Genomic DNA, 22,062 nt, shown 5'->3' with positions numbered 1-22,062 from the left:
CTCTTTCATTAGTTTCACTTCCGCCACTAACTGATCCTGTCGGAGTCTATCATGTCGCAACTACCGCTGGCTGCCGAGCCCTATTTTACCGCAGCCGATGTTGAAATTTTACGCCAGGAAAACTGTCATCAGGGTTTCTTTCGTATGAATCGCTATACCCTGCGCCATAAGCTATTTGCCGGCGGCTGGTCTGCGCCGCTGACTCGTGAGTTGTTCGAACGGGGTCATGCTGCCGCCATGTTGCCCTATGATCCGCAACGGGATGAAGTGGTGTTGCTGGAGCAGTTCCGTATCGGTGCCGTGGATGGCGAACGCAGCCCCTGGTTGCTGGAGATGGTGGCGGGCATCATAGATCCTGGTGAATCCCCGGCTAGTGTCATTCATCGCGAGGCGGAAGAGGAAGCCGGATTGACGGTGGCTCGCAGTCAGTTTGCGCTGAGTTATCTGGTCAGTCCGGGGGGCACCACAGAGCGTATCGATGTGTTTATTGGTGAAGTGGATAGTAGCCTGGCCAGCGGCGTGCATGGCCTGGCCGATGAGGGGGAAGACATTCGGGTGCATGTGGTTTCTCGCGAACAAGCCTATGCCTGGGTCGAGTCCGGGCGTATCGACAACGCCGCTACCGTGATCGCGTTGCAGTGGCTGCAGTTGCATCTGGATGGCGTGCGTCAAGCATGGTTGAGTCCTGTGGCGGCAGCATGATCACGCTCAAGAAACGGCATGTTCCTGATCTGGCCAATTTGCATCGAATTTGCGAAACCAACTACATGGGGCTGATGAAGTTGTTGCCGTCCATCGCCTTCGAAAAGCGAGGTTATGCGCTGAGTGCGGCGGATGGCCTGGATTTTCGCCTTCGGGTACTCGAAGAGAGCCGTTTCACGACGTTACTTGAAGTAGCGCAAAATAATGAAAACTTACCACAATATCTGAGGGCATATTTGCAGGTGCGTCTGTATCATGACGCCCGCATGGCCGAAGTGTGTGTCAGTCAGCAGATTTCACGGCTGCGGTCTAGCTATCATTACCCGAACGAAAAGATGCATCACAGAGACGAGAAAGAGCAGTGCAATCACTTTCTGGCGGAATGGTTGCGGTTTTGTCTGGCCCACGGCTACGGTGCTTTTGAATTCAGACCAGATTAATTACGACGAAGAATATAGCCCAATTGGATACTGTTACTCTCCCTGTTGGCGGCAGCGAGCAACCGATTCGCCTGTTGCAGATCACGGACACCCATCTCTTTGCTCAAGCAGAGGGACAGCTATTGGGCATTCGTACCGCCGATAGTCTGGCGGCTGTTCTCGCGGCCATTCAGGATCAGAATCAGCCTTACGATCTGATCCTGGCGACAGGGGATCTCTCTCAGGACTATACCCCGGACTCCTACCGCCGCTTTGCCGATATGGTCAAGCCGTTGGGGCGCCCCATCTTCTGGTTACCAGGCAATCATGATGACGGTCCCTTGATGCGGCAGGTGATGCCCGATTTCGGCATCAGCAATGCCCAGCAGATCCTGATGGCGGATTGGCAGATCATCATGCTGGATACGCAGGTGTACAGCGTGCCCCATGGCTGGCTCAAACCCGAACAGATGGGTTTTCTCGAACAGTGCCTGAACCAGCAGCCTGAGCGCTTTACCCTGATCTGTCTGCATCACAACACCTTCCCGGTTGGCAGTACCTGGCTGGATCAGCACGATTTGAAGAACGCCCCGGATCTGCTGGCGCTGCTGGCGCGCTTTCCAAACGTCAAACTGGTGCTGTGCGGTCATGTCCATCAGGAAAGCGATCTGGAACACAACGGCGTGCGGTTTATCTCCTCGCCTTCGACCTGTATCCAGTTCGAGCCTTTGAGTCGCGACTTTGGCCTCGATAGCAAGGGCCCGGGTTGGCGTTATCTGCAACTGTATGCCGATGGCCGCGTCGAGACCCAGGTGCATCGTTTACCCGCTGGTTGTTTCATCCCCGATGGTGCCGCAGGCGGCTATTAATGGCGCAGCCAACTCTCATCTATCTGCATGGTTTTCAATCCTCCGGTGACTCGGCCAAGGCCCGGTTGCTGGGGGCTTATCTGGCGCAGGCTCGACCCGATATCCACTATCTACGACCCACATTTCCTGATACGCCGAGTGAGGCGTGGGCGGCTATTTCCGCCTGTATCGCCTCGGCGTTATCTTCCGGTCCGATCGGCCTGATTGGCAGTTCTTTAGGAGGGTTCTGGGCCACGGTGGCGGCTGAGCAATTTGCGCTGCCCGCTGTGCTGGTGAATCCGGCGGTGCATCCCCAGCTATTGCTGCGTCATTTTTTGGGGGCACAGGTCAATCCCTACACCGGAGCGGCCTATACCCTGGTACCCGAGCATATGCAGGAACTGGCGGCGCTGGATCCGGAATCGCTTCAACATCCGCAGCGGTTGTGGTTGTTACAGCAAAGTGGCGACGAAGTCCTGGATTACCGTGTGGCTATCGACTTCTACCGCGCCAGTCGTGTTACTCTCGAAGAGGGGGGTAACCACGCATTCAGCGGATTTGAGCGTTACTGCCCAGAAATTGTAAACTTCCTCCAACTCTAACGTCAGCAGAAGCCCCTACATGAGCAGCAGCAATTATCAGGCAGATGCCATTGAGGTCCTGAAGGGCCTCGAACCCGTTCGTCGTCGCCCCGGCATGTATACCGATACCTCCCGGCCAAACCATCTCGGCCAGGAAGTTATCGATAACAGTGTGGATGAGGCGCTGGCCGGTCATGCCCGCTCGATTCAGGTGATCCTGCATGAGGATCAGTCGCTGGAAGTGATCGATGATGGTCGGGGGATGCCAGTGGATATCCACCCCGAAGAGGGCGTCCCGGCCATCGAGCTTATCTTTTGCAAGCTGCACGCAGGCGGGAAATTTTCCGGCAAGAACTATCAGTTCTCCGGTGGTCTGCACGGGGTCGGTATCTCGGTGGTGAATGCCCTGTCAACCCGGGTCGAAGTCACCGTCAAGCGGGATGGTCAGGTCTACGAAATGGCGTTTGCCAATGGTGACAAGGCCGTCGAGCTGGCGATTACCGGCACCTGTGGGCGTCGCGTCAGCGGCACCCGGGTGCGTTTCTGGCCCGATGCCAGTTATTTCGATTCGCCGAAGTTCTCCGTTTCCCGACTGGTCCATCTGCTCAAGGCCAAGGCCGTGCTCTGTCCTGGCCTCACTATCTCTTTCGATGATAAACAGAGTGGTGAACACCAGGAGTGGTGCTATCAGGATGGTTTGCGCGATTATCTGATCGACACCGTCAAGGAGTCGGTCTGTTTGCCGGAGCAACCCTTCACTGGCTCGCTGAGTACGGATCAGTCGGCAATCGACTGGGCGCTGTGCTGGTTGCCGGAAGGTGGCGACACTCTGGCCGAGTCCTACGTCAACCTGATCCCGACTGTTCAGGGCGGCACCCACGTCAACGGCCTGCGTCAGGGGTTGCTGGATGCGATGCGTGAATTTTGCGAGCTGCGCAACCTGCTGCCGCGAGGCATCAAGCTGACGCCGGAAGATATCTGGGATCGCTGCGCCTATATCCTGTCGGTGAAGATCCAGGATCCGCAATTTGCCGGGCAGACCAAGGAGCGGCTCTCCTCCCGCCAGTGCGTGGCGTTTGTCTCCGGCGTGGTGAAGGATGCCTTCAGCCTGTGGCTCAACGTCAATATCGAGCTCGGCAGCCAGTTGGCCGAGATGTGTATCAGCAGTGCCCAGAAACGTCTGCGGGCCGCCAAAACCGTGGTGCGCAAGAAAGTCACCCAGGGACCGGCCTTGCCGGGCAAGCTGACCGATTGCGCCTGTTCCGATCCGATGCAGGGCGAGCTGTTTCTGGTGGAAGGGGACTCGGCAGGCGGTAGCGCCAAGCAGGCGCGGGATCGGGAGTTCCAGGCCATCATGCCGCTACGTGGCAAGATCCTGAATACTTGGGAAGTGGACGCCTCCGAAGTGCTCGCCTCCGATGAAGTGCACAACATCTCCATCGCCATCGGTCTGGATCCAGACTCTGACGATCTCTCCGAACTGCGTTACGGCAAGGTGTGCATCCTCGCCGATGCGGATTCGGATGGTCTGCACATCGCCACCCTGTTGTGTGCATTGTTTGTAAAGCACTTCCGGACCCTGGTGCTGCGTGGCCATGTCTATGTGGCCATGCCGCCTTTGTACCGGATTGACTTGGGCAAAGAGGTCTATTACGCCCTGGACGAGAGTGAAAAAGAAGGGGTTCTGGAGCGGTTGCGGGCCGAGAAGAAGCGCGGCACCATCCAGGTTACCCGCTTCAAAGGTCTGGGTGAGATGAACCCGAAACAGCTGCGGGAAACCACCATGGATCCCAACACCCGCCGTCTGGTGCAACTGACGCTGGAAGAAGGCGATGACACCCTGCAGCTGATGGATATGTTGCTGGCCAAGAAGCGTGCAGGGGATCGCCGGGAGTGGCTGGAAGAGAAGGGCAATCTGGCCGAGGTGATTTGATCCCTAATCTGGGTGCTTGAGGACCCTTGTGAGCGTGCTGCGGCCCGAGCTTATGGCTCGGGCCGTTTGTTATCTACACGAAATGCCCATTCCTTGACATCGGCGTCAGCTTTTCTTTACACCCGAAGCCCCCCGGGATGCCTCCCGTAGAATTCAGATGTCGGATCCGGATTGATAGGATCCGGGCCGTTGAACATCGGTTTCTGAAGATCAAGGAGTGTGCGATGCAACCGAGCCATGGCTGGTTTGAAGACCTGTTTGCGCTGATCACCTCGGTGGCGCTGATTTCGCTGGGGATAGTCCTCTTCAAGCAGGCGGGCATCGTTGTCGGCGGCACCGTAGGCTTGGCGCTGCTGCTGCAAAAAGTGAGCGCCTGGTCGTTTGGCACCTGGTTCTTCGTGGTGAATATCCCTTTCTATGCCATGGCGCTGCGCAATATGAGCAAAAGTTTCGTGCTGAAGACCATGCTGGTGGTCGGTAGTGTCGCCGTCTGCGGCGACCATATGGACCGCCTGCTGGCGATCTCGACGCTGCAGCCTATGTATGCGGCTGTGGTGGGCGGCTTGCTCATCGGGATCGGGCTGATGATCCTGTTCCGCCACAAAGCGAGTATGGGCGGTTTCAATATTCTGTGTCTGTGGTTGCAGGAGCGTTACCGCTATCCGGTTGGCAAAACCCAGATGGTGCTGGATTGCTGCGTTGTTCTGGGCTCGTCGATAGCGGCGGATGGTCTGACACTGCTGGTCTCGGTGGTCGCTTCCGTCATCATCAATCTGGTTTTAACCCTGAATCATAAACCGGGCCGTTACAGCCCGGTTGCCTCTTAAATCAATCCATCCTTTTCCTCCTAGTCGACTACAACTTAATGGTGTGGACTCAATTGTCCAGCCATGGTGCTGGCCTGGTTCTTGCTAGAACCAGGTCTTATAGGCTGTCGATCAGCTCGCGATGTCAGCAAGTTCTGGATGGGAATGACGATGAAAATAAAGAACAAGTTGCTGTTGGCGATCTTGGGGATTGGCATTTTGCCCCTTATTTGTGCAACCGGCGTCATCGGTTACTCCATTACGGATCAAGTCAACCAGGCCCTGTACAAACAGGCCTCGGAAAAATTGACCGCAGTACGTGAAATGCGGCGCGAACAAATCCACGATTACTTCACCCAGTTGAAGACGATCGTCGCCAGCATGGCCAATAGTGCCAATACCGCCGCTGCTGCCCGGGATTTTGCCAATGGCTTTGATGTGTCGTCTGAGCCGGATACGGCCGACTTGCAGTCAATCCAGGACTATTACCGGCAGGATTTTCTGACCCAATACAAGAAGCTGGATCTCAATATCCGCGACAGCGACATCATCTCCCTGGTTGAGAAATCTGATCCAGCCACACTGTTTTACCAGGCGCGCTATATCTCGAAGAATCCGAATCCGGTGGGCTCCAAGCAGTTGCTGGATCAGGCCGCCAGCAAGGGTAAATTTGCCTCCCGTTATGACAGATACCATGCTACTTACCATCCTGTTTTCCGTAAAGAGCAGGCCGAATTTGGCTTTTATGATCTGTTCCTCATCAACAACGACGGCCGAGTCGTCTACACGGTGTTCAAGGAAACCGATTATGCGGCATCCCTGGCGAGCGGAGGGTTGGCCGACTCGGGTCTGGCAAAGGCGTGGCAGGCGGCAACCCGGGCCGCGAAGGGGCAGGTTGCTCTGACGGACTTCTCGGCCTACAAACCCTCGTATGGGGCTCCCGCCGCGTTTATGTCGGCGCCGGTGTTTGACGGAGAGGAGCGCATCGGAACTCTGGTGGTGCAGGTTTCCCAGGAGCAGCTGAATAAGTTGATGACCAGCAATCAGCAGTGGACCAATATCGGGCTCGGTGACACCGGTGAGTCATTGCTGGTGGGGGCCGACGGTCTGACGCGCTCGGAAAGCCGCCTGTTGCTGGATTCCCCGCAAACATTTTTACAACAAGTAGCGGAAACCGGGCTGCAGCCGGACAAGACTCTGGCCGCCATCAAGGCGCGACAAGCCTCTAGCGGCTATTTGAAGATCCAGTCGAGCGCGTTGCAGCAAGCCTTGCAAGGTAAATCCGGGCTGGTGCAGGAGAATGATTATCTGGGACGTGATGCCATCATTGCCTACGCGCCTGTGAATATCCTGGGGCAGAAGTGGGTAATCTTTTCACAGATGGATCAGGGGGAAGCCTTTGCCGCAGTCTCGGCCATTATGGCGTCCATCACCCAGAATACCCTGATCATTCTGCTGGTCGTCACCCTGATTGCCGCCGCGTTCGGCCTGACCATGGCCCAGAAGCTGATCAACCCGCTGCGCGAGCTGGTGCAATCCTTCCAGGAGTTGGCGCAAGGGCAAGGGAATCTGCAGGTGCAGTTGGCGAGTGCCCAGCGGGATGATGAAATTGGCGAACTGTCCGTCGCCTTCAATGCTTTTATCCGCAACATTCGCGAGATCGTGATGGAGGTTTCCGCCTCGGCCAGCGAGTTGAGTCAGCTGGCGCTCACCCTGCGCCATCAGATGAGCCAGACCCTGCACGGTATGTCGGAGCAGCGTGCCAAATCCCAGACCATTGCCAGTGCCATGACCGAGTTTGCCGCCTCGATCGATGAGGTGGCGCGCAACAGTCACGATACCTCCAACGCCATGATGCTAGCGGATCAGGTGACGGTCTCCGGCACTGACAATGCGCAGCGCTCTGCCAGCGAGATCGACAAGTTGGCCCAGGGCACCAAGCACTCTGCGGAGTCCATGTCCCATCTCAGCCAGCAAATTCAGGACATCAGTACCGTGCTGGAGGTGATCAATGGCATCGCCTCGCAGACCAGCTTGCTGGCGTTGAATGCGGCTATTGAGGCGGCCCGGGCCGGGGAGATGGGACGCGGATTTGCGGTGGTGGCCGATGAGGTTCGTTCACTCTCTTCCCGGACACAGAGTTCGACGGTGGATATCCAGAAGAAAATGGAGCTGTTGCGCACCGCGGCCGAGCAATCGGTGGCCCATGTCACCGCGGCGCATGTCAACGCCGACAGCAGCATTGGTCTGGTGCATCAGACTGCAGCCGAAATCGAGCAAATTCACCAATTGGTCAGTGACGTCCAGACCATGCATGCCCAGATCACCAGCGCCTTGAGTCAGCAGCAGAGCACGGTCAAAGAGATCGAGGCCAATGTGATCGAAATTCACGCCTTGTCGCAGACCGGCGAACAGCATACCTCCCAGGCATCGAGCGAAGCAGAACGCTTGCAGGCGCTCTCGTCCCGGCTGAGTGAGCTGGTGGGGCGCTTCAACACCTGATATTCAATCAGCCTCATGGGCGCTGCTGGCTCTGCTTTGGTGGTCATGAGCGCTTGTATAGGATTTCGTCAGCGCTTTGGGCGACGGCGGTTATTTGTCGTTGGCGCCATAGCGCGCCAAGATCTTCTGATAGCCGCCATCGCGCTGTAATTCGTCGAGACGCTGGTTGAAGTGGTCGCGGACCATGGCATCGCGAAAGGCGAAGTGATAGATGGTTGGCGGGAAAAGTGCGTGGCGGGCCACCGGCTGGGCCAGTTCATGATCCAGAAATTGCCCGCTGTTCTGGGCTTGACGCAGATAGTAGTTGAAGACCCGTGTCTCCATGATGGCGCCATCGATACGACCGCGTAGTAGTTGGCGCACCTGCAGGGGCTGTTTGGCGGTCTCGACGTAATAGGGCGAATTCGCCACCGCAGCCGCAAATTCTTGGCCCAGAATCTGGGTCGCCCGCTGAAAGGCCAACAGCTTGAGTGTGGAGAGTTGTGCCATTTGGGTCAATTTGCCCGCAGGCCAGCGACTGCTGAGCGTGATGAGCTGGTTGTGGAAGGTGATCACCGGCTGGCTGTAATAGACCTTCTGGATCCGGCTGGCATCGAGCATACCCGGGCGCACGTTGATGATGCCATCGAGCTCGCCGCTTTCCAGCATCTGGAAGCTGCGCGCCAGCGGCAGGTAGTGAATGTGCAGGTCATATTCAGGCGCTTGCAGGGTGGCACGGAGCAGATCGATTTCGATGCCGCGATCCTCCTCCTGAATCACATAAGGCGGGATGGAAAAGCTGACGCCGATGTGCAAATGACCGGCGCTGGCAGCCATGGCCAGTCCGTTCGTCAGGGTGACGACGAGGCCCAGGATGCACAGGCAGGCACGAGATAGCATGGCGACTCCGAAAAAAGGGCAGCAAACCCATGGCTCATGAAAGAAGTGTATCGTTCGAGCCACCGCTTGTCTGCCATGGCTATGCGCAATTGTTTGGGCAAAAACTGCCCTTGGGTTTATAATCCGCGGCCAAATTCGTCATAGCCAGCTTACGGGACGTGTTCATGTCTGAGTTCCTGAACGAGGTGGGCAAACGCCGCACCTTCGCCATCATTTCCCACCCCGATGCGGGTAAGACCACCATCACCGAGAAGGTGCTGCTGTTCGGAAACGCGATCCAGCGCGCCGGTACCGTCAAGGGCCGCGGCTCGGGTCAGCATGCCAAATCCGACTGGATGGAGATGGAGAAGGAGCGGGGCATCTCGGTCACCACCTCGGTGATGCAGTTCCCCTACAACGACTGTCTGGTCAATCTGCTGGATACGCCGGGTCACGAAGACTTCTCGGAAGATACCTACCGCACCCTGACGGCGGTGGATTGCTGCCTGATGGTCATCGACGCCGCCAAGGGGGTTGAAGACCGTACCCGCAAGCTGATGGAAGTCACCCGCTTGCGCGACACGCCGATCCTTACTTTCATGAACAAGCTGGACCGTGAAGTCCGCGACCCGATGGAAGTACTGGATGAAGTCGAGAACGAGCTGAATATCCTGTGCGCCCCCATCACCTGGCCCATCGGTTGTGGCAAGCAGTTCAAGGGGGTGTATCACCTCTATAAGGACGAAGTCTATCTGTACCAATCCGGTCAGGGGCACACCATCCAGGAGAAGCGCATCATCAAGGGGCTGGATAACCCGGCGCTGGATCAGGCGGTGGGTGAGGATCTGATCGATCAGCTGCGTGAGGAGCTGGAGCTGGTGCAGGGAGCCTCCCACCAGTTCGATCTGGAGGCCTTCCGCAAGGGCGAGATGACGCCGGTGTTCTTCGGTACCGCGCTGGGTAACTTCGGTGTGGATCATATGCTCGATGGCCTGACCGAATGGGCGCCGGCGCCCATGCCGCGGGAAACCGACAAGCGGACCGTCGAGGCCAGCGAGGAGAAATTCTCCGGTTTCGTGTTCAAGATCCAGGCGAACATGGATCCCAAGCACCGCGACCGTATCGCCTTTATGCGCGTGGTCTCGGGCAAGTACGAGAAGGGCATGAAGATGCGTCATGTGCGTCTGGGCAAGGATGTGAATATCTCCGACGCCGTGACCTTCATGGCCGGGGATCGGGAGCAGGCCGAAGAGGCGTATCCTGGGGACATTATCGGTCTGCACAACCACGGCACCATCCAGATCGGTGATACCTTCACTCAGGGTGAAGATATTCGCTTTACCGGGATCCCGAACTTTGCGCCGGAACTGTTCCGTCGTATCCGGCTGCGGGATCCGCTCAAGCAGAAGCAACTGCTCAAGGGGCTGGTGCAGCTCTCCGAAGAGGGCGCGGTGCAGGTGTTCCGTCCCATCGAGAACAACGATCTCATCGTCGGTGCCGTCGGTGTGCTGCAGTTTGACGTGGTGGTGTCGCGGTTGAAGAGTGAATATGGCGTCGAGGCGCTGTATGAGGCGATCAACGTCAGCACCGCCCGTTGGGTGGAATGCAAGGATGGCAAGAAGCTTGATGAGTTCGAGCGCAAGTGTGCCATCAACCTGGCGCTGGATGGCGGCGATAACCTGGCCTACATAGCGCCGACCATGGTCAATCTGAATCTGACCATGGAGCGCTATCCGGATGTGGTATTCCACAAGACCCGGGAACACTAAGCGCTTCCTGTGCTTGCAAGGGCTGCCATCGGGCGGCCCTTTTTGTATGGCTCTGCCCTAGTCATGGCTTGATAGCTCCTGTACAGGCTTGAGGTAGGAGTCCGCACGAAAGGCAGACTCCAGCCCGAATGCTTGCCAGTTAAAAAGTTCGGGAGAGACCCCCTCTCTCGCCAACTCGCCGTAAACCCTTCCCTGGGGGCTCGATGGCGGCATCCCTGCCGCCAACGGTTGGCTCAACAGGCTATCTCTCCTTCGCTAACGCAACTGGCATTAGACTCCAGCCCTCTTGATGGCTAACAGGTGATTGGGGCATGACCTTTTGGTATCCATGAATCGAGTTCTATTGGCGAACAATAAGAAGATGATTATTTTTTATAAATACGGATTCATTATTTCCCATGTGACGTCCCATTCTTGAATATAGACCGCAAATAAAAACGTTTGCTTGTTATGGATATAATTCCGACACACTTCGATACAATCGTTTTTCTCGCCTCTTTGATATAATTCATTCTCGAAACCAGCGCCAAATAAAAACGTTTTACATAAATTACAATCACTTGCCATTGGTGTATCACGCCGTTGCCAGGATTTCCTCATCCAGCTAGCGAATGAATCCTTATTTTCTTCGTGAAAAAAAATAGAGTTGGAAATAAAACGTTTTTCTGGTCTGAATAATTTATTCATGATTAAACAATGTGATGGCTGGTCAATTTTTAATTCGGCTGTTAATTACTATGAGCCCCGTCCTCCCCACTTATTAAAACAGGTCTACGGAAATGGCATATTTACATTTTGTTCTCGGGCTCATCATGGTTCTGGGGTTAGCCCTGGCGGCCAACCCCAAAGAGTGGCGCAAGATCAAGTTGCGCTTCGTGGTGCAACTGCTGGTGGTCGAACTGGCTCTGGCCTGGTTCATGCTCAACTCCCAGGTTGGTCTGGCGGTGATCGGTGCTTTTGCTGCCGCGTTCAATAAACTGATGGATTTTGCCGCCGAAGGCACCAACTTCGTCTTCGGTGGCCTGATGAATGAAGGGGCCTTTACCTTCTTCCTCAAGGTGCTGATGCCCATCGTCTTTATCTCGGTGCTGATCGGTATCCTGCAGTACATCCGTCTGCTGCCGCTGATCATCCGGGGGATCGGCACTGTGCTGGCCAAGATCAACGGCATGGGCAAGCTGGAGTCCTTCAACGCCATCAGTTCGATGATTGTCGGCCAATCCGAGAACTTCATCGCTATCAAGAACATACTGCCCCATATCAACCAGAAGCAGATGTACACCCTGGCGGCCACGGCGATGTCGACGGTTTCCATGTCCATCGTTGGTGCCTACATGCAGATGATTGAGCCCCGTTATGTGGTCGCGGCTCTGGTGCTCAATATGTTCAGCACCTTCATCGTGCTGTCGATCATCAACCCCTACGAGCCGGACAACAGTGCCACCGATGCGGCCAAACTGGCGCAAGGGGATGAGCACCATACTCCCAAGCGCGAGAACTTCTTCGAGATGCTGGCCGAATACATCATGGCCGGCTTCACGGTGGCGGTGATCGTGGCGGCCATGCTGGTCGGCTTCATCGCGCTGATCGCCATGATCAACTACCTGTTTGATGCCGCCTTTGGCATGAATTTCCAACAGGTACTGGGTTATCTGTTCTTCCCGATCGCCTGGGTGCTGGGCATCCCCGGTGGTGAAGCCATGCAAGCGGGCAGCATCATGGCGACCAAACTGGTGACCAACGAGTTTGTGGCCATGATGGACCTGGGCAAGATGGCGGCTGGTCTGTCACCGCGCACCCTGGGCATGTTGTCGGTATTCCTGGTCTCGTTTGCCAACTTCAGCTCCATCGGCATCATCGCCGGTGCGGTGAAGGCGCTGAATGAAGAGAAGGGCAACATGGTGTCGCGCTTTGGTCTGAAGCTGGTGTACGGCTCGACCCTGGTGAGCTTGCTCTCGGCCGTCGTCACCGGTGTGATGCTCTGAGTGATGGATTTGAACAAGGGCCTCCGGTGACGGAGGCCCTTTTGTCGTTAGCAATCCCGATGTTTCGCGGGGAGAACGAGGTTAAGGCTGACAAGCGGCGGTGGAGTGATTAGCCTGAAGGTGATCGTTCTTTATCTTGCGAGTCATGACCCATGCCGACCGATAGCCATGCGTTGACGGATAGCCGCCAGGCGTTGACTGATAGCCATGTCCACCTGGATCTGGATGAGTTTGCCGGGGATTTGCCAGCCGTGCTGGCCCGCAGCTGGGCGGTCGGGGTCGGGCGCTGGATAGTGCCGGCGATTGCTTCCCGTCACTGGGATCGACTGGCGGCACTGCACGCGGCGCAGCCGGGAGTGTTTTATGCCCTCGGCTTGCACCCCTGGTTTCTGGCCGAAGAGTCGCCCCGGGCGTTGGAGGCGTTAGCCCGCCGGTTGGCGGCGCGACCCGAGGGATTGGTGGCGATCGGCGAGTGCGGACTGGATGGCGCCATCGCCCTGCCGCTGGCCGAGCAGTTGCCCTGGTTCGAGCGGCATCTGCAACTGGCCTGCGAGCTCAAGCTGCCGCTGATTGTGCATTGTCGCCGCTGCTACAACGAGGTGCTGGCGCTGCTGGCCCGCTATCGTCCGCCTGCAGGTGGCGTGTTGCACGGCTTTGCCGGTTCGCGCCAGCAAGGTGAGCAGCTCTGGGCCCTGGGCTTTCGCTTAGGGGTCGGGGGCGTCATCAGCTATGAGCGCGCCCAGAAGACGCGGCGTGCCGTGGCCCAGTTACCGGTGCAGGCGCTGCTGCTGGAGACCGACGGCCCGAGCATGCCGCTAGCGGGTGCCCAGGGGGAGCGTAACGAGCCTTGGCGGGTGAGCGAGGTGCTGGCGATCCTGGCGCAATTGCGCCAGCAGCCGGTCGAGGTGCTGATGCCGCAGTTGGAGGCCAATGTGGAGGCGCTGTTTTTCCCCGATCGGAGCGCGCTTAATGGCGGCATCGCATGATGATGCGACCGCCGAACGAGGTGGCGAGCAGGGCTGTTTGCGCAAAAGCGTTTGCTCTCTCAGTCTGTTGACTCCGGCTTGGATAGGATGAGCCTGTCCACGAAGCCACTTCCCGGGAAACCGGGCTGGACCACGCCACAGCCATGCTGTGGCGTTGACATTTTCGGCTCCTGAAAAGCGTTTGCGTCGCCAGATCCGGAGTCCGGGTGATTGATATGCTGGGTATAGAGGTATGAGATGAACGAAGTTGTGCTCTCCTTGTTGGCGGGTGGTGCGGTCGGATTACTGTTTGCGTTTTTGAAGTTGCCGATCCCGGCACCCCCGGTGTTATCAGGGGTCATGGGCATTGTCGGGGTTTATCTTGGCGCTCAGGCCTACTATTGGTTGTTGGCGCGCTTTTTTTCCTGAAAAATGCGCCACGGAATGCGGCATGGAGTCGCATCCACACACATGACCCGCCGGAGGGTGGGTCTGCGGTCAAATGGAATTGAAGCCGTCACCCGGGATCGGGTCGCGTGCGCTCTTCACGGAACCAAGTCCGCTCCTGTTATGAGCCGGTGTTCGTACCGGAGATGACAGTTGACGAGTTTGGCCTCCTCGCGAGGCCTGGGTTTAACACTGCAGCTTTTAATTTTGCATTGGAGTTTTCGATGAGCGATTTGCAACAAGCCGCCCAGCGCGCGCTGAACCTGATGGATTTGACCACCCTGAATGATGACGATACCGATGCCAAGGTGATTGCCCTGTGTCATCAGGCCAAGAGCCCGGCCGGATTGACCGCCGCGGTCTGTATTTACCCGCGTTTCATCCCGATTGCCCGCAAGACCCTGCGCGAGATCGGTGCCGACGCGGTCCGGATTGCCACCGTGACCAACTTCCCCCACGGCAATGACGATATCGCCATCGCCGTGGCCGAGACCCGTGCTGCCGTAGCCTATGGCGCCGATGAGGTGGATGTGGTGTTTCCCTACCGGGCGCTGATGGCCGGTAACGAGCAGGTGGGTTTCGAGCTGGTCAAGGCCTGCAAGGCGGCCTGTGGCGACCAGGTGCTGCTCAAGGTAATTATTGAGACCGGTGAGCTCAAGAGCGAAGCCCTGATCCGTCGCGCCTCGGAGCTGGCAATTGATGCCGGTGCCGATTTTATCAAGACTTCGACCGGCAAGGTGGCTGTGAACGCGACTCTGGAGGCGGCCCGCATCATGATGGAAGTGATCCTGGCGCGCAATCCGGCGGTAGGCTTCAAGCCGGCCGGAGGCGTCAAGGATGCCGCCAAGGCGGCGGAGTATCTGGATCTGGCTGCTTCTATCCTCGGGGAGAACTGGGTCAGCCCGCGCACCTTCCGCTTCGGGGCTTCGAGCCTGCTGGCCAGTCTGCTGGCGACTCTGGGGCATGGCCCGGCACCGGCAGCCAATAACGGCTACTGATAGCGGTTCTCCTGACGGCATTCGATCGCTGGTCTCTCGAAACCTAGGGGGAATTGTCTTAACGCCAACCGTTGGCGCCATGGATGGCGCCGTCGAGCCCCCAGGGATGGGTTTACGGCGAGTTGGCGTAAGGCAAGCCCCCGAGGTTAAACGCGGTGTGGCATCGGCATCCTGTCGTCGGGTGATACGAGCAACAGATAACGACAAGCCGGTGATGACGTGGCATGGCCCGCACCCGGTTTGCACCAACAAGACTACGGAATCAACCTCAGAGGTGTGCAATGTTTCTTCCCCAGGAGATCATTCGCAACAAACGCGACGGCCGCGAGCTTTCCGCCGACGAGATCCGCTTTTTTATTCAGGGGGTCGCCAACGACAGCGTCAGCGAGGGGCAGATTGCCGCTCTGGCGATGGCGATCTATTTCAATGACATGACCATGAACGAGCGCATCGCGCTGACCTGTGCCATGCGCGATTCCGGCTCGGTCCTCGACTGGACATCGCTGGAGCTGGGTGGGCCGATTGTCGACAAGCATTCCACCGGCGGGGTGGGGGATGTGACCTCGCTGATGCTGGGGCCCATGGTGGCCGCCTGTGGCGGCTTCGTGCCGATGATCTCCGGCCGTGGCCTGGGCCATACCGGCGGTACCCTGGATAAACTCGATGCCATTCCCGGCTACCAGACGGCGCCCAGCACCGAGTTGCTGCGCCGCGTGGTGAAGGAGGTCGGGGTGGCGATCATCGGTCAGACCGGTGATCTGGCGCCCGCCGACAAGCGCTTCTATGCCACACGGGATGTAACGGCCACGGTGGAGGCCATTCCGCTCATCACCGCCTCCATCCTCTCCAAGAAGCTGGCGGCGGGTCTGCAGGCGCTGGTGATGGATGTGAAGGTGGGCTCCGGTGCCTTCATGCCCAGCTTCGAGAAATCGGCCGAGTTGGCGCGCAGCATAGTGGCGGTGGCCAACGGTGCCGGTTGCAAGACCTCGGCGCTGCTCACCGATATGAGCCAGTTGCTGGCCTCCAGTGCCGGCAATGCCCTGGAGGTGCGCGAAGCGGTGCGTTATCTGCTCGGCGAGTACCGTAACCCACGGCTGCATGCCGTGACCATGGCGCTGTGTAGCGATATGCTGGTGGCCGCTGGATTGGCTACCGATGAGCGCCAAGCCCATGCCAAGTTGCAAACTGTGCTGGATAATGGCGCTGCGGCCGAGCGCTTCGGCCGCATGGTGGCGGCTCTGGGCGGTCCGGCTGATTTCATGAGTCGTTACGACGAGTACCTGCCCAGTGCGCCGGTGATCCGGCCATTGCTGGCCGAGCGTGGCGGATTCGTGCAGCGCATGGACACCCGTGCCATCGGTATGGCGGTGGTAGCCATGGGGGGGGGGCGCCGTCGGGCCAGCGATACCATCGACTACCGAGTCGGCTTCAGTGACTTCTGCCAACTGGGACAGACGATCACAGCCGGGCAACCGCTCGCGCTGATCCATGCCCGTAGCGAAGCGGATTATCAGGAGGCGGCCCAGGCCCTGCGGCAGGCCATCGTCATCGGGGATACTTGTCCCGAGGCGTTACCCGAGGTTTATCAACGCATCACGGCCAGCGATGTGAAGGAGCTATAGCCATGAAACGTACCTTTATTCTGATGATGGACTCACTGGGCATTGGCGCTGCCGCCGATGCGGCGCGCTTTCAGGACGAGGGGGCCAATACTCTGGGGCATATTGCTGCCGAGTGTGCCGCCGGGCGGGCCGATATCGACCGCCAGGGGCCGCTGCAGATCCCCAATTTAACCCGTCTGGGTTTGGCTCACGCCTGTGCCGGGGCTAGTGGCGAGTTTCCGGCGGGGCTTGATCAGAGCGTGGTGCCCCAAGCGGCCTATGGCTATGCCCAAGAGATCTCCTCGGGCAAGGATACGCCTTCTGGTCACTGGGAGATGGCGGGTTCGCCGGTGCTGTTCGACTGGGGCTACTTTAGCGACAAGGAGCAGAGCTTTCCGCCCGCCCTGCTGGAGACGCTGGTGATCCAGGGCAAATTACCTGGCTATCTGGGTAATTGTCACTCCTCCGGCACCGTGATCCTGGATGAGCTGGGCGAAGAGCATATGCGTACCGGCAAGCCGATTTTTTACACCTCGGCCGATTCGGTGTTCCAGATTGCCTGCCATGAAGAGACCTATGGTCTCGATGCTCTCTATGCCCTGTGTGAACTGGCCCGCGAGGAGCTGACGCGCGGTGGCTATAACATAGGTCGGGTCATTGCCCGGCCCTTTACCGGGAACAAACCCGGTGAATTCCAGCGCACCGGCAATCGTCATGATTACGCGGTCGAGCCGCCCATGCCGACCCTGCTGGACAAGATGAAGGCCTCGGGTGGCGAGGTGATTGCCATCGGCAAGATCTCCGATATCTACGCCGGTTGCGGTGTCACCCAGAAGCTCAAGGCCACCGGCCTTGAGGAGCTGTGGGATGTGACGCTGCAGCAACTGCAAACGGCCGGGGATCACAGCATCATCTTCACCAACTTCGTCGATTTTGACTCCTCCTACGGTCACCGTCGCGATGTGGCGGGCTATGCCCGGGCGCTGGAGTATTTTGACCGCCGCTTGCCGGAGCTGATGGAACAGCTGGGCGAGGGTGATCTGGTGGTGCTGACCGCCGACCATGGCTGCGACCCGACCTGGACCGGCACCGACCATACCCGCGAATATGTGCCGATGATCTTCTGTGGCCCGGCGGTAACGGCGCAGGATCTGGGCCGCCGCGAGACCTTTGCCGATATCGGCCAGAGCATTGCCCGCTACCATGGCTTGCCAGCGCTCGATTACGGGACCAGCTTTATTGAATGATGAACCGGACCGCGAGCCCGGCCCGCGGTCCTGAATAAGACAGTGCTACCAGGAACTATAAGGAACTAAACGATGCCAACTCCTCATATCAATGCCAAAGAGGGTGCCTTTGCCGATGTCGTCTTGATGCCGGGCGATCCGCTGCGCGCCAAATACATTGCCGAGACCTTTCTCGACAATGCCGAGCTGGTGACCGATGTCCGCAACATGTATGGCTACACCGGCACTTACAAGGGACGCCGCGTTTCGGTCATGGGTCATGGCATGGGGATCCCCTCCTGCTCCATCTACACCAAGGAGCTGATCACCGAGTATGGGGTGACCACCCTGATCCGTGTCGGCTCCTGCGGCGCGGTACGGGATGATGTCAATCTGCGCGATGTGGTCATCGGCATGGGTGCCAGCACCGACTCCAAGGTGAACCGCATGCGTTTCAAGGACCATGACTTTGCCGCGCTGGCTGATTTTGATCTGGTGCGCCACGCCGTGGATGCCGCCAAGGCCCGGGGCATCGCCGTCAAGGTCGGCAACCTGTTCTCCGCCGATCTGTTCTACAACCCGGATGTGGCTATGTTCGATGTGATGGAGAAATACGGCATCCTCGGCGTCGAGATGGAAGCGGCCGGTATCTATGGTGTGGCGGCCGAATTCGGTGCCAAGGCGTTGACCATCTGTACCGTCTCCGATCACATCAAGCGCCATGAGCAAACCAGCTCCGAAGAGCGTCAGCTGACGTTCAACGAGATGATCCTGATCGCGCTGGATTCGGTGCTGCTCGCCGATCAAGCGGCCTGAGGATTAGCGGCTTGAAATAGCACCCATGCATAGCCTGGGTGATAGTCAAATAAGGGACGCGCCGAGCGTCCCCTTTTTATGGGCGCAAAACCTTGCCTGTTGCCAGCCGGATCGCTACCCTGAGCCCTCATTTTTGCGTTCAGCAGGGAGCCCTACGCCAGATGCCATTCTCACACTTGCCCCATGATATTGCCGCCTGGTCGTCGATCCTGGCCGCCGCCCCCGTCTATGTCGCTCATGCCGATACCCTACAGCCCCGCGAATGCTTGCCGGTGCATGGTGGCTATCTGGTGCTGATGGGCGAGTTTATGAGTCGCGAACAGCTGGCGGTTGTGGTTGCCCAGCTGCAGAGTCGTGATATTGCGTGGGCGCTGGTGCCACCATTCGTGCTGGCGGAAGTGCAGGTGCTGGTCTTGGCGCTGGATCGCTATGATGCCGAGCTGGCACTCTGGCTCAAGGCCCAGGAGTGGCCGCTGGATGCTGCTCATGTCGCTGAACTGCCCAACCTGGCTGAGCCGGGCCTGATCCTGATGGATATGGATTCCACCGCCATCCAGATCGAGTGCATCGATGAAATTGCTCGTCTGGCCGGTGTCGGTGAACAGGTGTCGGCCGTGACTGCGGCGGCTATGCAGGGCAAGCTGGAATTTGCCGATAGCCTGCGCAACCGGGTCGCGCTGCTCAAGGATGCTCCGGTGGCGATCCTGGATGCGGTGGCGGCCAATATGCCGCTGATGCCGGGTCTGACGCTGCTGGTGGATGGCGCCAAGGCGGCCGGTTGGAAGGTGGCGATCGCCTCCGGGGGCTTCACCCGCTTTGCCGGCAAGCTGCAGCAGGATCTGGGACTGGATCATATCGAAGCCAACAATCTGGAAACGGCGGGTGAGGTGCTGACCGGTCAGGTGCTGGGACGTATCGTCGATGCCAAGGTCAAGGCCGAAACCCTGCAGATGCTGCAAAACCGCTATGGTATTGCCAGTGGCCAGACGGTGGCCATCGGCGATGGTGCCAATGACTTGCCGATGCTCAAGGCAGCCGGACTCGGCGTGGCGATCCATGCCAAGCCCATAGTGCGCGAGCAGGCACAGGTGGCGATCCGCCAGCTGGATCTGGAAGCCGTGCTCTGCTTGCTGCACGCCGGGGCGCGAGTCGCGGCCTTGCGGTGAACCGAGCCTAACGAATCAGGGAGCCTTCAAGGCTCCCTTTTTTGTGCGTATTCACGGGCCCTCCAACGACTAGCGTTTGATTTTCAAACGGTACAGGGTGGCCGCCGTGGTATCCATCATGTCGCAGATGCCGACCACACTCCACAGTGTTTCCTCCAGCTGCCGTGCCTTATGGATGGCATATTTGGCGACGTAATCCAGCTCACCGGCGATGAAGTCCACATCCGGGCGACCGGTGCGGGAGAGAAACAGCCGCACCGAGGAGAAGTTGCCGCGCTTGAGGGCCGTGCGCACAAAGTGGCGTTTATCCTCGGCGCTGGTGAACTCATCCTCCAGGCGGCTGTCGTAGCAGAGGTCACCCTGCCTGTCGAACTGGCGGCTGATGAAGATCTCGCAGCTATGAGGGGCATCTTCCCGACGCAACTGGCGCAGCGGCAGCAAAATGAGATGCTTGAGCAGTGGCCCCTGGAACAGTGGCAGCAGGTTAAACGGCTTTTCCACGCAGCACTCGGTCAGCAAACCTTGTAGTGGCCGAGGCTTGTCGATGGTGCCGATGGCGCCGAGCCGATTGGGCTTGGCCTTGCTCAGGTATAAGGGGGTATTGAACAGGTGGTAGGTATACAGATTGCGCAGCGCCCGGGCCATGCCGCTCATGCGTTTGAGCTCACGAGCGGTTTTGAGCTTGTCCGGGTTACTGTCGATCAGGCGTTGGAAGAACAGACGGCCGATATGCGTATCAGCCGATCCTTCGATGCATAGATTCAATACGGTACGGGCCGGATTGGCGTTCACCACCCGATAGGCCAGATTCTGCAACTTCATATCCCGGGTCAGGGCTTGCAGCTTGGGCAACGTCAAGCCGATGACATCACCCCGCTCACAGGCCAGAGGTTGTTCGAGCTCGACTTGTAGACCGTGTGTGGAGATGTCCCGGGTCCAACCGACCACGGTATTGATGCCATGTTTCACGGCCACTGTGGTTTTGTGCATATAACGCAGCTCCTTGCGTAGTTGCACATAATGCAGCAGTTCCAGTTCGAACGCGGGCACCTCGATGGGATTGGCAAAGATCTGCAACTGATTGGCCTGGAACTCTTCCAGGGCATCGGTCAGATAGTCGATGCGCTGGGCATCATCATCGACAGCAATGAGCTGGCCGACATAGCCGAGCTGCTCCAGTTGTTGTTCCACCGTCGCGACGTGGGCCGGAGGCAGGCCATCGATGTTGATCAGGCTCTTGAGACCCTGGCTGTTGAGCTGGATGGCTTCCAGATCCAGTTTGAAGACTCGCCAGCTTGGGCGACGGGCACCGACGGTGAAGAACAGGTCACGCAAACCGCTCTCTTCGAGCTCCTCCTGAGTGGCGGAGAAGAAGTAGATGTGACTGCGCACTGTGTGGGTGAAACAGTAGATCCAGCATTGTTTGTGGGGCTGAGGTTGGCTGAGCAGGCGTTGCATCCGCAGCGGGGTGAACAGGCCGCCGAGCTTGTCGTTATTGCGTTCGTCACGCCAGTATTCCAGCACGGCCTGGTTGTTCTCGCTTTTGAGCACATGTACCAGCTGCGGGGTGGCCTCTTTGTTGAAGAACAACGGCAAGCCGGTCATGCGTGGCAGATAGTACTGTTCGTAGCCCTTTACCTCGACCGAGGAGAGCAGGTAATCGATGCTGACCCGGTAACGCACTTTATTGGTATCGATGAAGTTGTGTAGATAACGGTCCAGCTCGGGATCGGAATCGGCGCGCAGCAACTTGAGCCAGAAGCGGTTTTCCCGCAGCTCTTCACCGAGGATCTGATAGCAGACCGGTTCGTTGATCAGGGGCGCCGGAGACTCCTTCTGCAAGCCGGTGAAGGTGACATGACACAGTTCACCCACTTCGAAGGCGATGGGGGCGGTCAGCAATAGCCGCAGGCCGCCGGGAGAGATATCCGAGGTCTTGGCCTGTAGCGCAGGTTGGGAACCGAGCTTGAGTACCACAGGTGAGCTGAAATGCATGCGCTCTTCGCGTCTGTGGTAGTAACTGGCAAAGTGCACCGAATCGATCTCGAAACGATGGGGATCATGGGATGGATCCTCGCCGAGCTGGGAGTCTTTTTTCAGCCGCTCTTTTTGCGCTGCCAGTACGGCCTCGTAGACCCCCACCGTGTATTTACCGTGATAGATGGGAATGGTCGCCTGGAACACTTCGATATCTTCCGGGGTCATAAAGTGCTGGATCCCGGCATAGACAAACGGCACGGCATTATTCCGGGCCCGCAGGTCGATACTCCGCACGGACGGGGTGGATTTGCGCTTGAGCTCCATTTTGAGCAAAAAACGGGTATTGTTGTTCTCACCATGGGTCAGGCGACTGAATATTTCATCAAAGTCGGGCTCTCTGATCAGCGGCAATAGCTGTTCGAGCAGAGGGTGTGGCCTTTCTGAATCCATAACCGAGTAA

Annotated in this window: 19 protein-coding genes; 16 read left to right on the top strand and 3 right to left on the bottom strand. The window is 58.2% G+C overall.

Annotated features, from left to right (window positions below):
- Positions 1-51 precede the first annotated feature (51 nt).
- The 7 genes from nudF (at position 52) to ACZYUB_RS06700 (ending at position 7,791) form a co-directional block, all read left to right on the top strand.
- Positions 52-702, top strand: coding sequence for an ADP-ribose diphosphatase (gene nudF / locus ACZYUB_RS06730; RefSeq protein WP_463946584.1), 651 nt, complete (start codon positions 52-54; stop codon positions 700-702).
- Positions 675-1,142, top strand: a complete 468-nt coding sequence (locus ACZYUB_RS06725) for a DUF1249 domain-containing protein (protein WP_463946583.1) — start codon at positions 675-677, stop codon at positions 1,140-1,142. The genes nudF and ACZYUB_RS06725 overlap by 28 nt, the downstream gene beginning before the upstream one ends.
- 65 nt (positions 1,143-1,207) lie before the next feature.
- Positions 1,208-1,990: a 3',5'-cyclic-AMP phosphodiesterase gene (cpdA, locus tag ACZYUB_RS06720; RefSeq protein WP_463946743.1), complete on the top strand. Its 783-nt coding sequence runs from the start codon at positions 1,208-1,210 to the stop codon at positions 1,988-1,990.
- A complete protein-coding gene (locus ACZYUB_RS06715) occupies positions 1,990-2,571 on the top strand; it encodes a YqiA/YcfP family alpha/beta fold hydrolase (protein WP_463946581.1) in 582 nt (193 codons plus the stop codon). Before cpdA ends, ACZYUB_RS06715 begins: the two co-directional genes overlap by 1 nt.
- A 19-nt stretch (positions 2,572-2,590) precedes the next feature.
- Positions 2,591-4,483 carry a DNA topoisomerase IV subunit B gene (gene parE / locus ACZYUB_RS06710; RefSeq protein WP_463946580.1) on the top strand — a complete coding sequence of 631 codons (1,893 nt, stop codon included), beginning with the start codon at positions 2,591-2,593 and terminating at the stop codon, positions 4,481-4,483.
- A gap of 224 nt (positions 4,484-4,707) precedes the next feature.
- A complete protein-coding gene (locus ACZYUB_RS06705) occupies positions 4,708-5,310 on the top strand; it encodes a YitT family protein (RefSeq protein ID WP_463946579.1) in 603 nt (200 codons plus the stop codon).
- A gap of 150 nt (positions 5,311-5,460) precedes the next feature.
- Positions 5,461-7,791 carry a methyl-accepting chemotaxis protein gene (locus ACZYUB_RS06700; RefSeq protein ID WP_463946578.1) on the top strand — a complete coding sequence of 777 codons (2,331 nt, stop codon included), beginning with the start codon at positions 5,461-5,463 and terminating at the stop codon, positions 7,789-7,791.
- A gap of 90 nt (positions 7,792-7,881) precedes the next feature.
- Here ACZYUB_RS06700 and ACZYUB_RS06695 read toward each other — a convergent pair whose 3' ends face one another.
- Positions 7,882-8,670, bottom strand: a complete 789-nt coding sequence (locus ACZYUB_RS06695; protein ID WP_463946577.1) for a substrate-binding periplasmic protein — start codon at positions 8,668-8,670, stop codon at positions 7,882-7,884.
- Positions 8,671-8,834: 164 nt separating this feature from the next.
- Between ACZYUB_RS06695 and prfC the strand changes: the two genes are divergently transcribed.
- Positions 8,835-10,418: a peptide chain release factor 3 gene (gene prfC, locus ACZYUB_RS06690; protein ID WP_463946576.1), complete on the top strand. Its 1,584-nt coding sequence runs from the start codon at positions 8,835-8,837 to the stop codon at positions 10,416-10,418.
- Between the two features lie 372 nt (positions 10,419-10,790).
- Here the strand turns inward: prfC and ACZYUB_RS06685 are convergent, their stop codons facing one another.
- Entirely contained in the window at positions 10,791-11,105 is a 315-nt protein-coding gene (locus tag ACZYUB_RS06685; RefSeq protein WP_463946575.1) for a hypothetical protein, read from the bottom strand.
- A gap of 92 nt (positions 11,106-11,197) precedes the next feature.
- On the opposite strand from ACZYUB_RS06685, the gene ACZYUB_RS06680 reads away from it, so the two are divergent.
- From ACZYUB_RS06680 to serB, 8 genes are all read left to right on the top strand, one after another.
- Positions 11,198-12,403 carry a NupC/NupG family nucleoside CNT transporter gene (locus ACZYUB_RS06680; protein ID WP_463946574.1) on the top strand — a complete coding sequence of 402 codons (1,206 nt, stop codon included), beginning with the start codon at positions 11,198-11,200 and terminating at the stop codon, positions 12,401-12,403.
- Between the two features lie 152 nt (positions 12,404-12,555).
- Positions 12,556-13,389 carry a TatD family hydrolase gene (locus ACZYUB_RS06675; RefSeq protein WP_463946573.1) on the top strand — a complete coding sequence of 278 codons (834 nt, stop codon included), beginning with the start codon at positions 12,556-12,558 and terminating at the stop codon, positions 13,387-13,389.
- 237 nt (positions 13,390-13,626) lie between these two features.
- Positions 13,627-13,797 (top strand): XapX domain-containing protein, encoded by a 171-nt coding sequence (locus ACZYUB_RS06670; RefSeq protein ID WP_463946572.1) that lies wholly within the window; start codon positions 13,627-13,629, stop codon positions 13,795-13,797.
- Between the two features lie 242 nt (positions 13,798-14,039).
- Positions 14,040-14,813 carry a deoxyribose-phosphate aldolase gene (gene deoC / locus ACZYUB_RS06665; RefSeq protein WP_463946570.1) on the top strand — a complete coding sequence of 258 codons (774 nt, stop codon included), beginning with the start codon at positions 14,040-14,042 and terminating at the stop codon, positions 14,811-14,813.
- 281 nt (positions 14,814-15,094) lie between these two features.
- Positions 15,095-16,435 (top strand): thymidine phosphorylase, encoded by a 1,341-nt coding sequence (deoA, locus tag ACZYUB_RS06660; RefSeq protein WP_463946569.1) that lies wholly within the window; start codon positions 15,095-15,097, stop codon positions 16,433-16,435.
- Positions 16,436-16,437: 2 nt separating this feature from the next.
- Positions 16,438-17,661 carry a phosphopentomutase gene (locus tag ACZYUB_RS06655; RefSeq protein ID WP_463946567.1) on the top strand — a complete coding sequence of 408 codons (1,224 nt, stop codon included), beginning with the start codon at positions 16,438-16,440 and terminating at the stop codon, positions 17,659-17,661.
- Positions 17,662-17,733: 72 nt separating this feature from the next.
- Positions 17,734-18,456 carry a purine-nucleoside phosphorylase gene (deoD, locus tag ACZYUB_RS06650; protein WP_463946565.1) on the top strand — a complete coding sequence of 241 codons (723 nt, stop codon included), beginning with the start codon at positions 17,734-17,736 and terminating at the stop codon, positions 18,454-18,456.
- 161 nt (positions 18,457-18,617) lie between these two features.
- Positions 18,618-19,622: a phosphoserine phosphatase SerB gene (gene serB / locus ACZYUB_RS06645; RefSeq protein ID WP_463946564.1), complete on the top strand. Its 1,005-nt coding sequence runs from the start codon at positions 18,618-18,620 to the stop codon at positions 19,620-19,622.
- A 69-nt stretch (positions 19,623-19,691) separates the two neighbouring features.
- On the opposite strand, the gene ACZYUB_RS06640 is transcribed toward serB, so the two are convergent.
- Positions 19,692-22,052: a PilZ domain-containing protein gene (locus ACZYUB_RS06640; RefSeq protein WP_463946562.1), complete on the bottom strand. Its 2,361-nt coding sequence runs from the start codon at positions 22,050-22,052 to the stop codon at positions 19,692-19,694.
- Positions 22,053-22,062 lie beyond the last annotated feature (10 nt).

Source organism: Pseudaeromonas sp. HNCC25DJ182, from assembly GCF_055413365.1.
This window is presented reverse-complemented; position numbering and strand designations above follow the sequence as displayed.

Excerpts from the sequence above, each read along its gene's own strand:
- ACZYUB_RS06670 (WP_463946572.1), top strand. The coding sequence starts at position 13,627 with ATGAACGAAGTTGTGCTCTCCTTGTTGGCGGGTGGTGCGGTCGGATTA.
- ACZYUB_RS06640 (WP_463946562.1), bottom strand. The coding sequence starts at position 22,052 with ATGGATTCAGAAAGGCCACACCCTCTGCTCGAACAGCTATTGCCGCTG.
- ACZYUB_RS06685 (WP_463946575.1), bottom strand. The coding sequence starts at position 11,105 with ATGAATAAATTATTCAGACCAGAAAAACGTTTTATTTCCAACTCTATT.
- ACZYUB_RS06725 (WP_463946583.1), top strand. The coding sequence starts at position 675 with ATGGTTGAGTCCTGTGGCGGCAGCATGATCACGCTCAAGAAACGGCAT.
- deoD (WP_463946565.1), top strand. The coding sequence starts at position 17,734 with ATGCCAACTCCTCATATCAATGCCAAAGAGGGTGCCTTTGCCGATGTC.
- deoA (WP_463946569.1), top strand. The coding sequence starts at position 15,095 with ATGTTTCTTCCCCAGGAGATCATTCGCAACAAACGCGACGGCCGCGAG.
- ACZYUB_RS06715 (WP_463946581.1), top strand. The coding sequence starts at position 1,990 with ATGGCGCAGCCAACTCTCATCTATCTGCATGGTTTTCAATCCTCCGGT.
- prfC (WP_463946576.1), top strand. The coding sequence starts at position 8,835 with ATGTCTGAGTTCCTGAACGAGGTGGGCAAACGCCGCACCTTCGCCATC.
- ACZYUB_RS06695 (WP_463946577.1), bottom strand. The coding sequence starts at position 8,670 with ATGCTATCTCGTGCCTGCCTGTGCATCCTGGGCCTCGTCGTCACCCTG.
- deoC (WP_463946570.1), top strand. The coding sequence starts at position 14,040 with ATGAGCGATTTGCAACAAGCCGCCCAGCGCGCGCTGAACCTGATGGAT.
- ACZYUB_RS06700 (WP_463946578.1), top strand. The coding sequence starts at position 5,461 with ATGAAAATAAAGAACAAGTTGCTGTTGGCGATCTTGGGGATTGGCATT.
- serB (WP_463946564.1), top strand. The coding sequence starts at position 18,618 with ATGCCATTCTCACACTTGCCCCATGATATTGCCGCCTGGTCGTCGATC.
- ACZYUB_RS06705 (WP_463946579.1), top strand. The coding sequence starts at position 4,708 with ATGCAACCGAGCCATGGCTGGTTTGAAGACCTGTTTGCGCTGATCACC.
- ACZYUB_RS06655 (WP_463946567.1), top strand. The coding sequence starts at position 16,438 with ATGAAACGTACCTTTATTCTGATGATGGACTCACTGGGCATTGGCGCT.
- nudF (WP_463946584.1), top strand. The coding sequence starts at position 52 with ATGTCGCAACTACCGCTGGCTGCCGAGCCCTATTTTACCGCAGCCGAT.
- parE (WP_463946580.1), top strand. The coding sequence starts at position 2,591 with ATGAGCAGCAGCAATTATCAGGCAGATGCCATTGAGGTCCTGAAGGGC.
- ACZYUB_RS06675 (WP_463946573.1), top strand. The coding sequence starts at position 12,556 with ATGCCGACCGATAGCCATGCGTTGACGGATAGCCGCCAGGCGTTGACT.
- ACZYUB_RS06680 (WP_463946574.1), top strand. The coding sequence starts at position 11,198 with ATGGCATATTTACATTTTGTTCTCGGGCTCATCATGGTTCTGGGGTTA.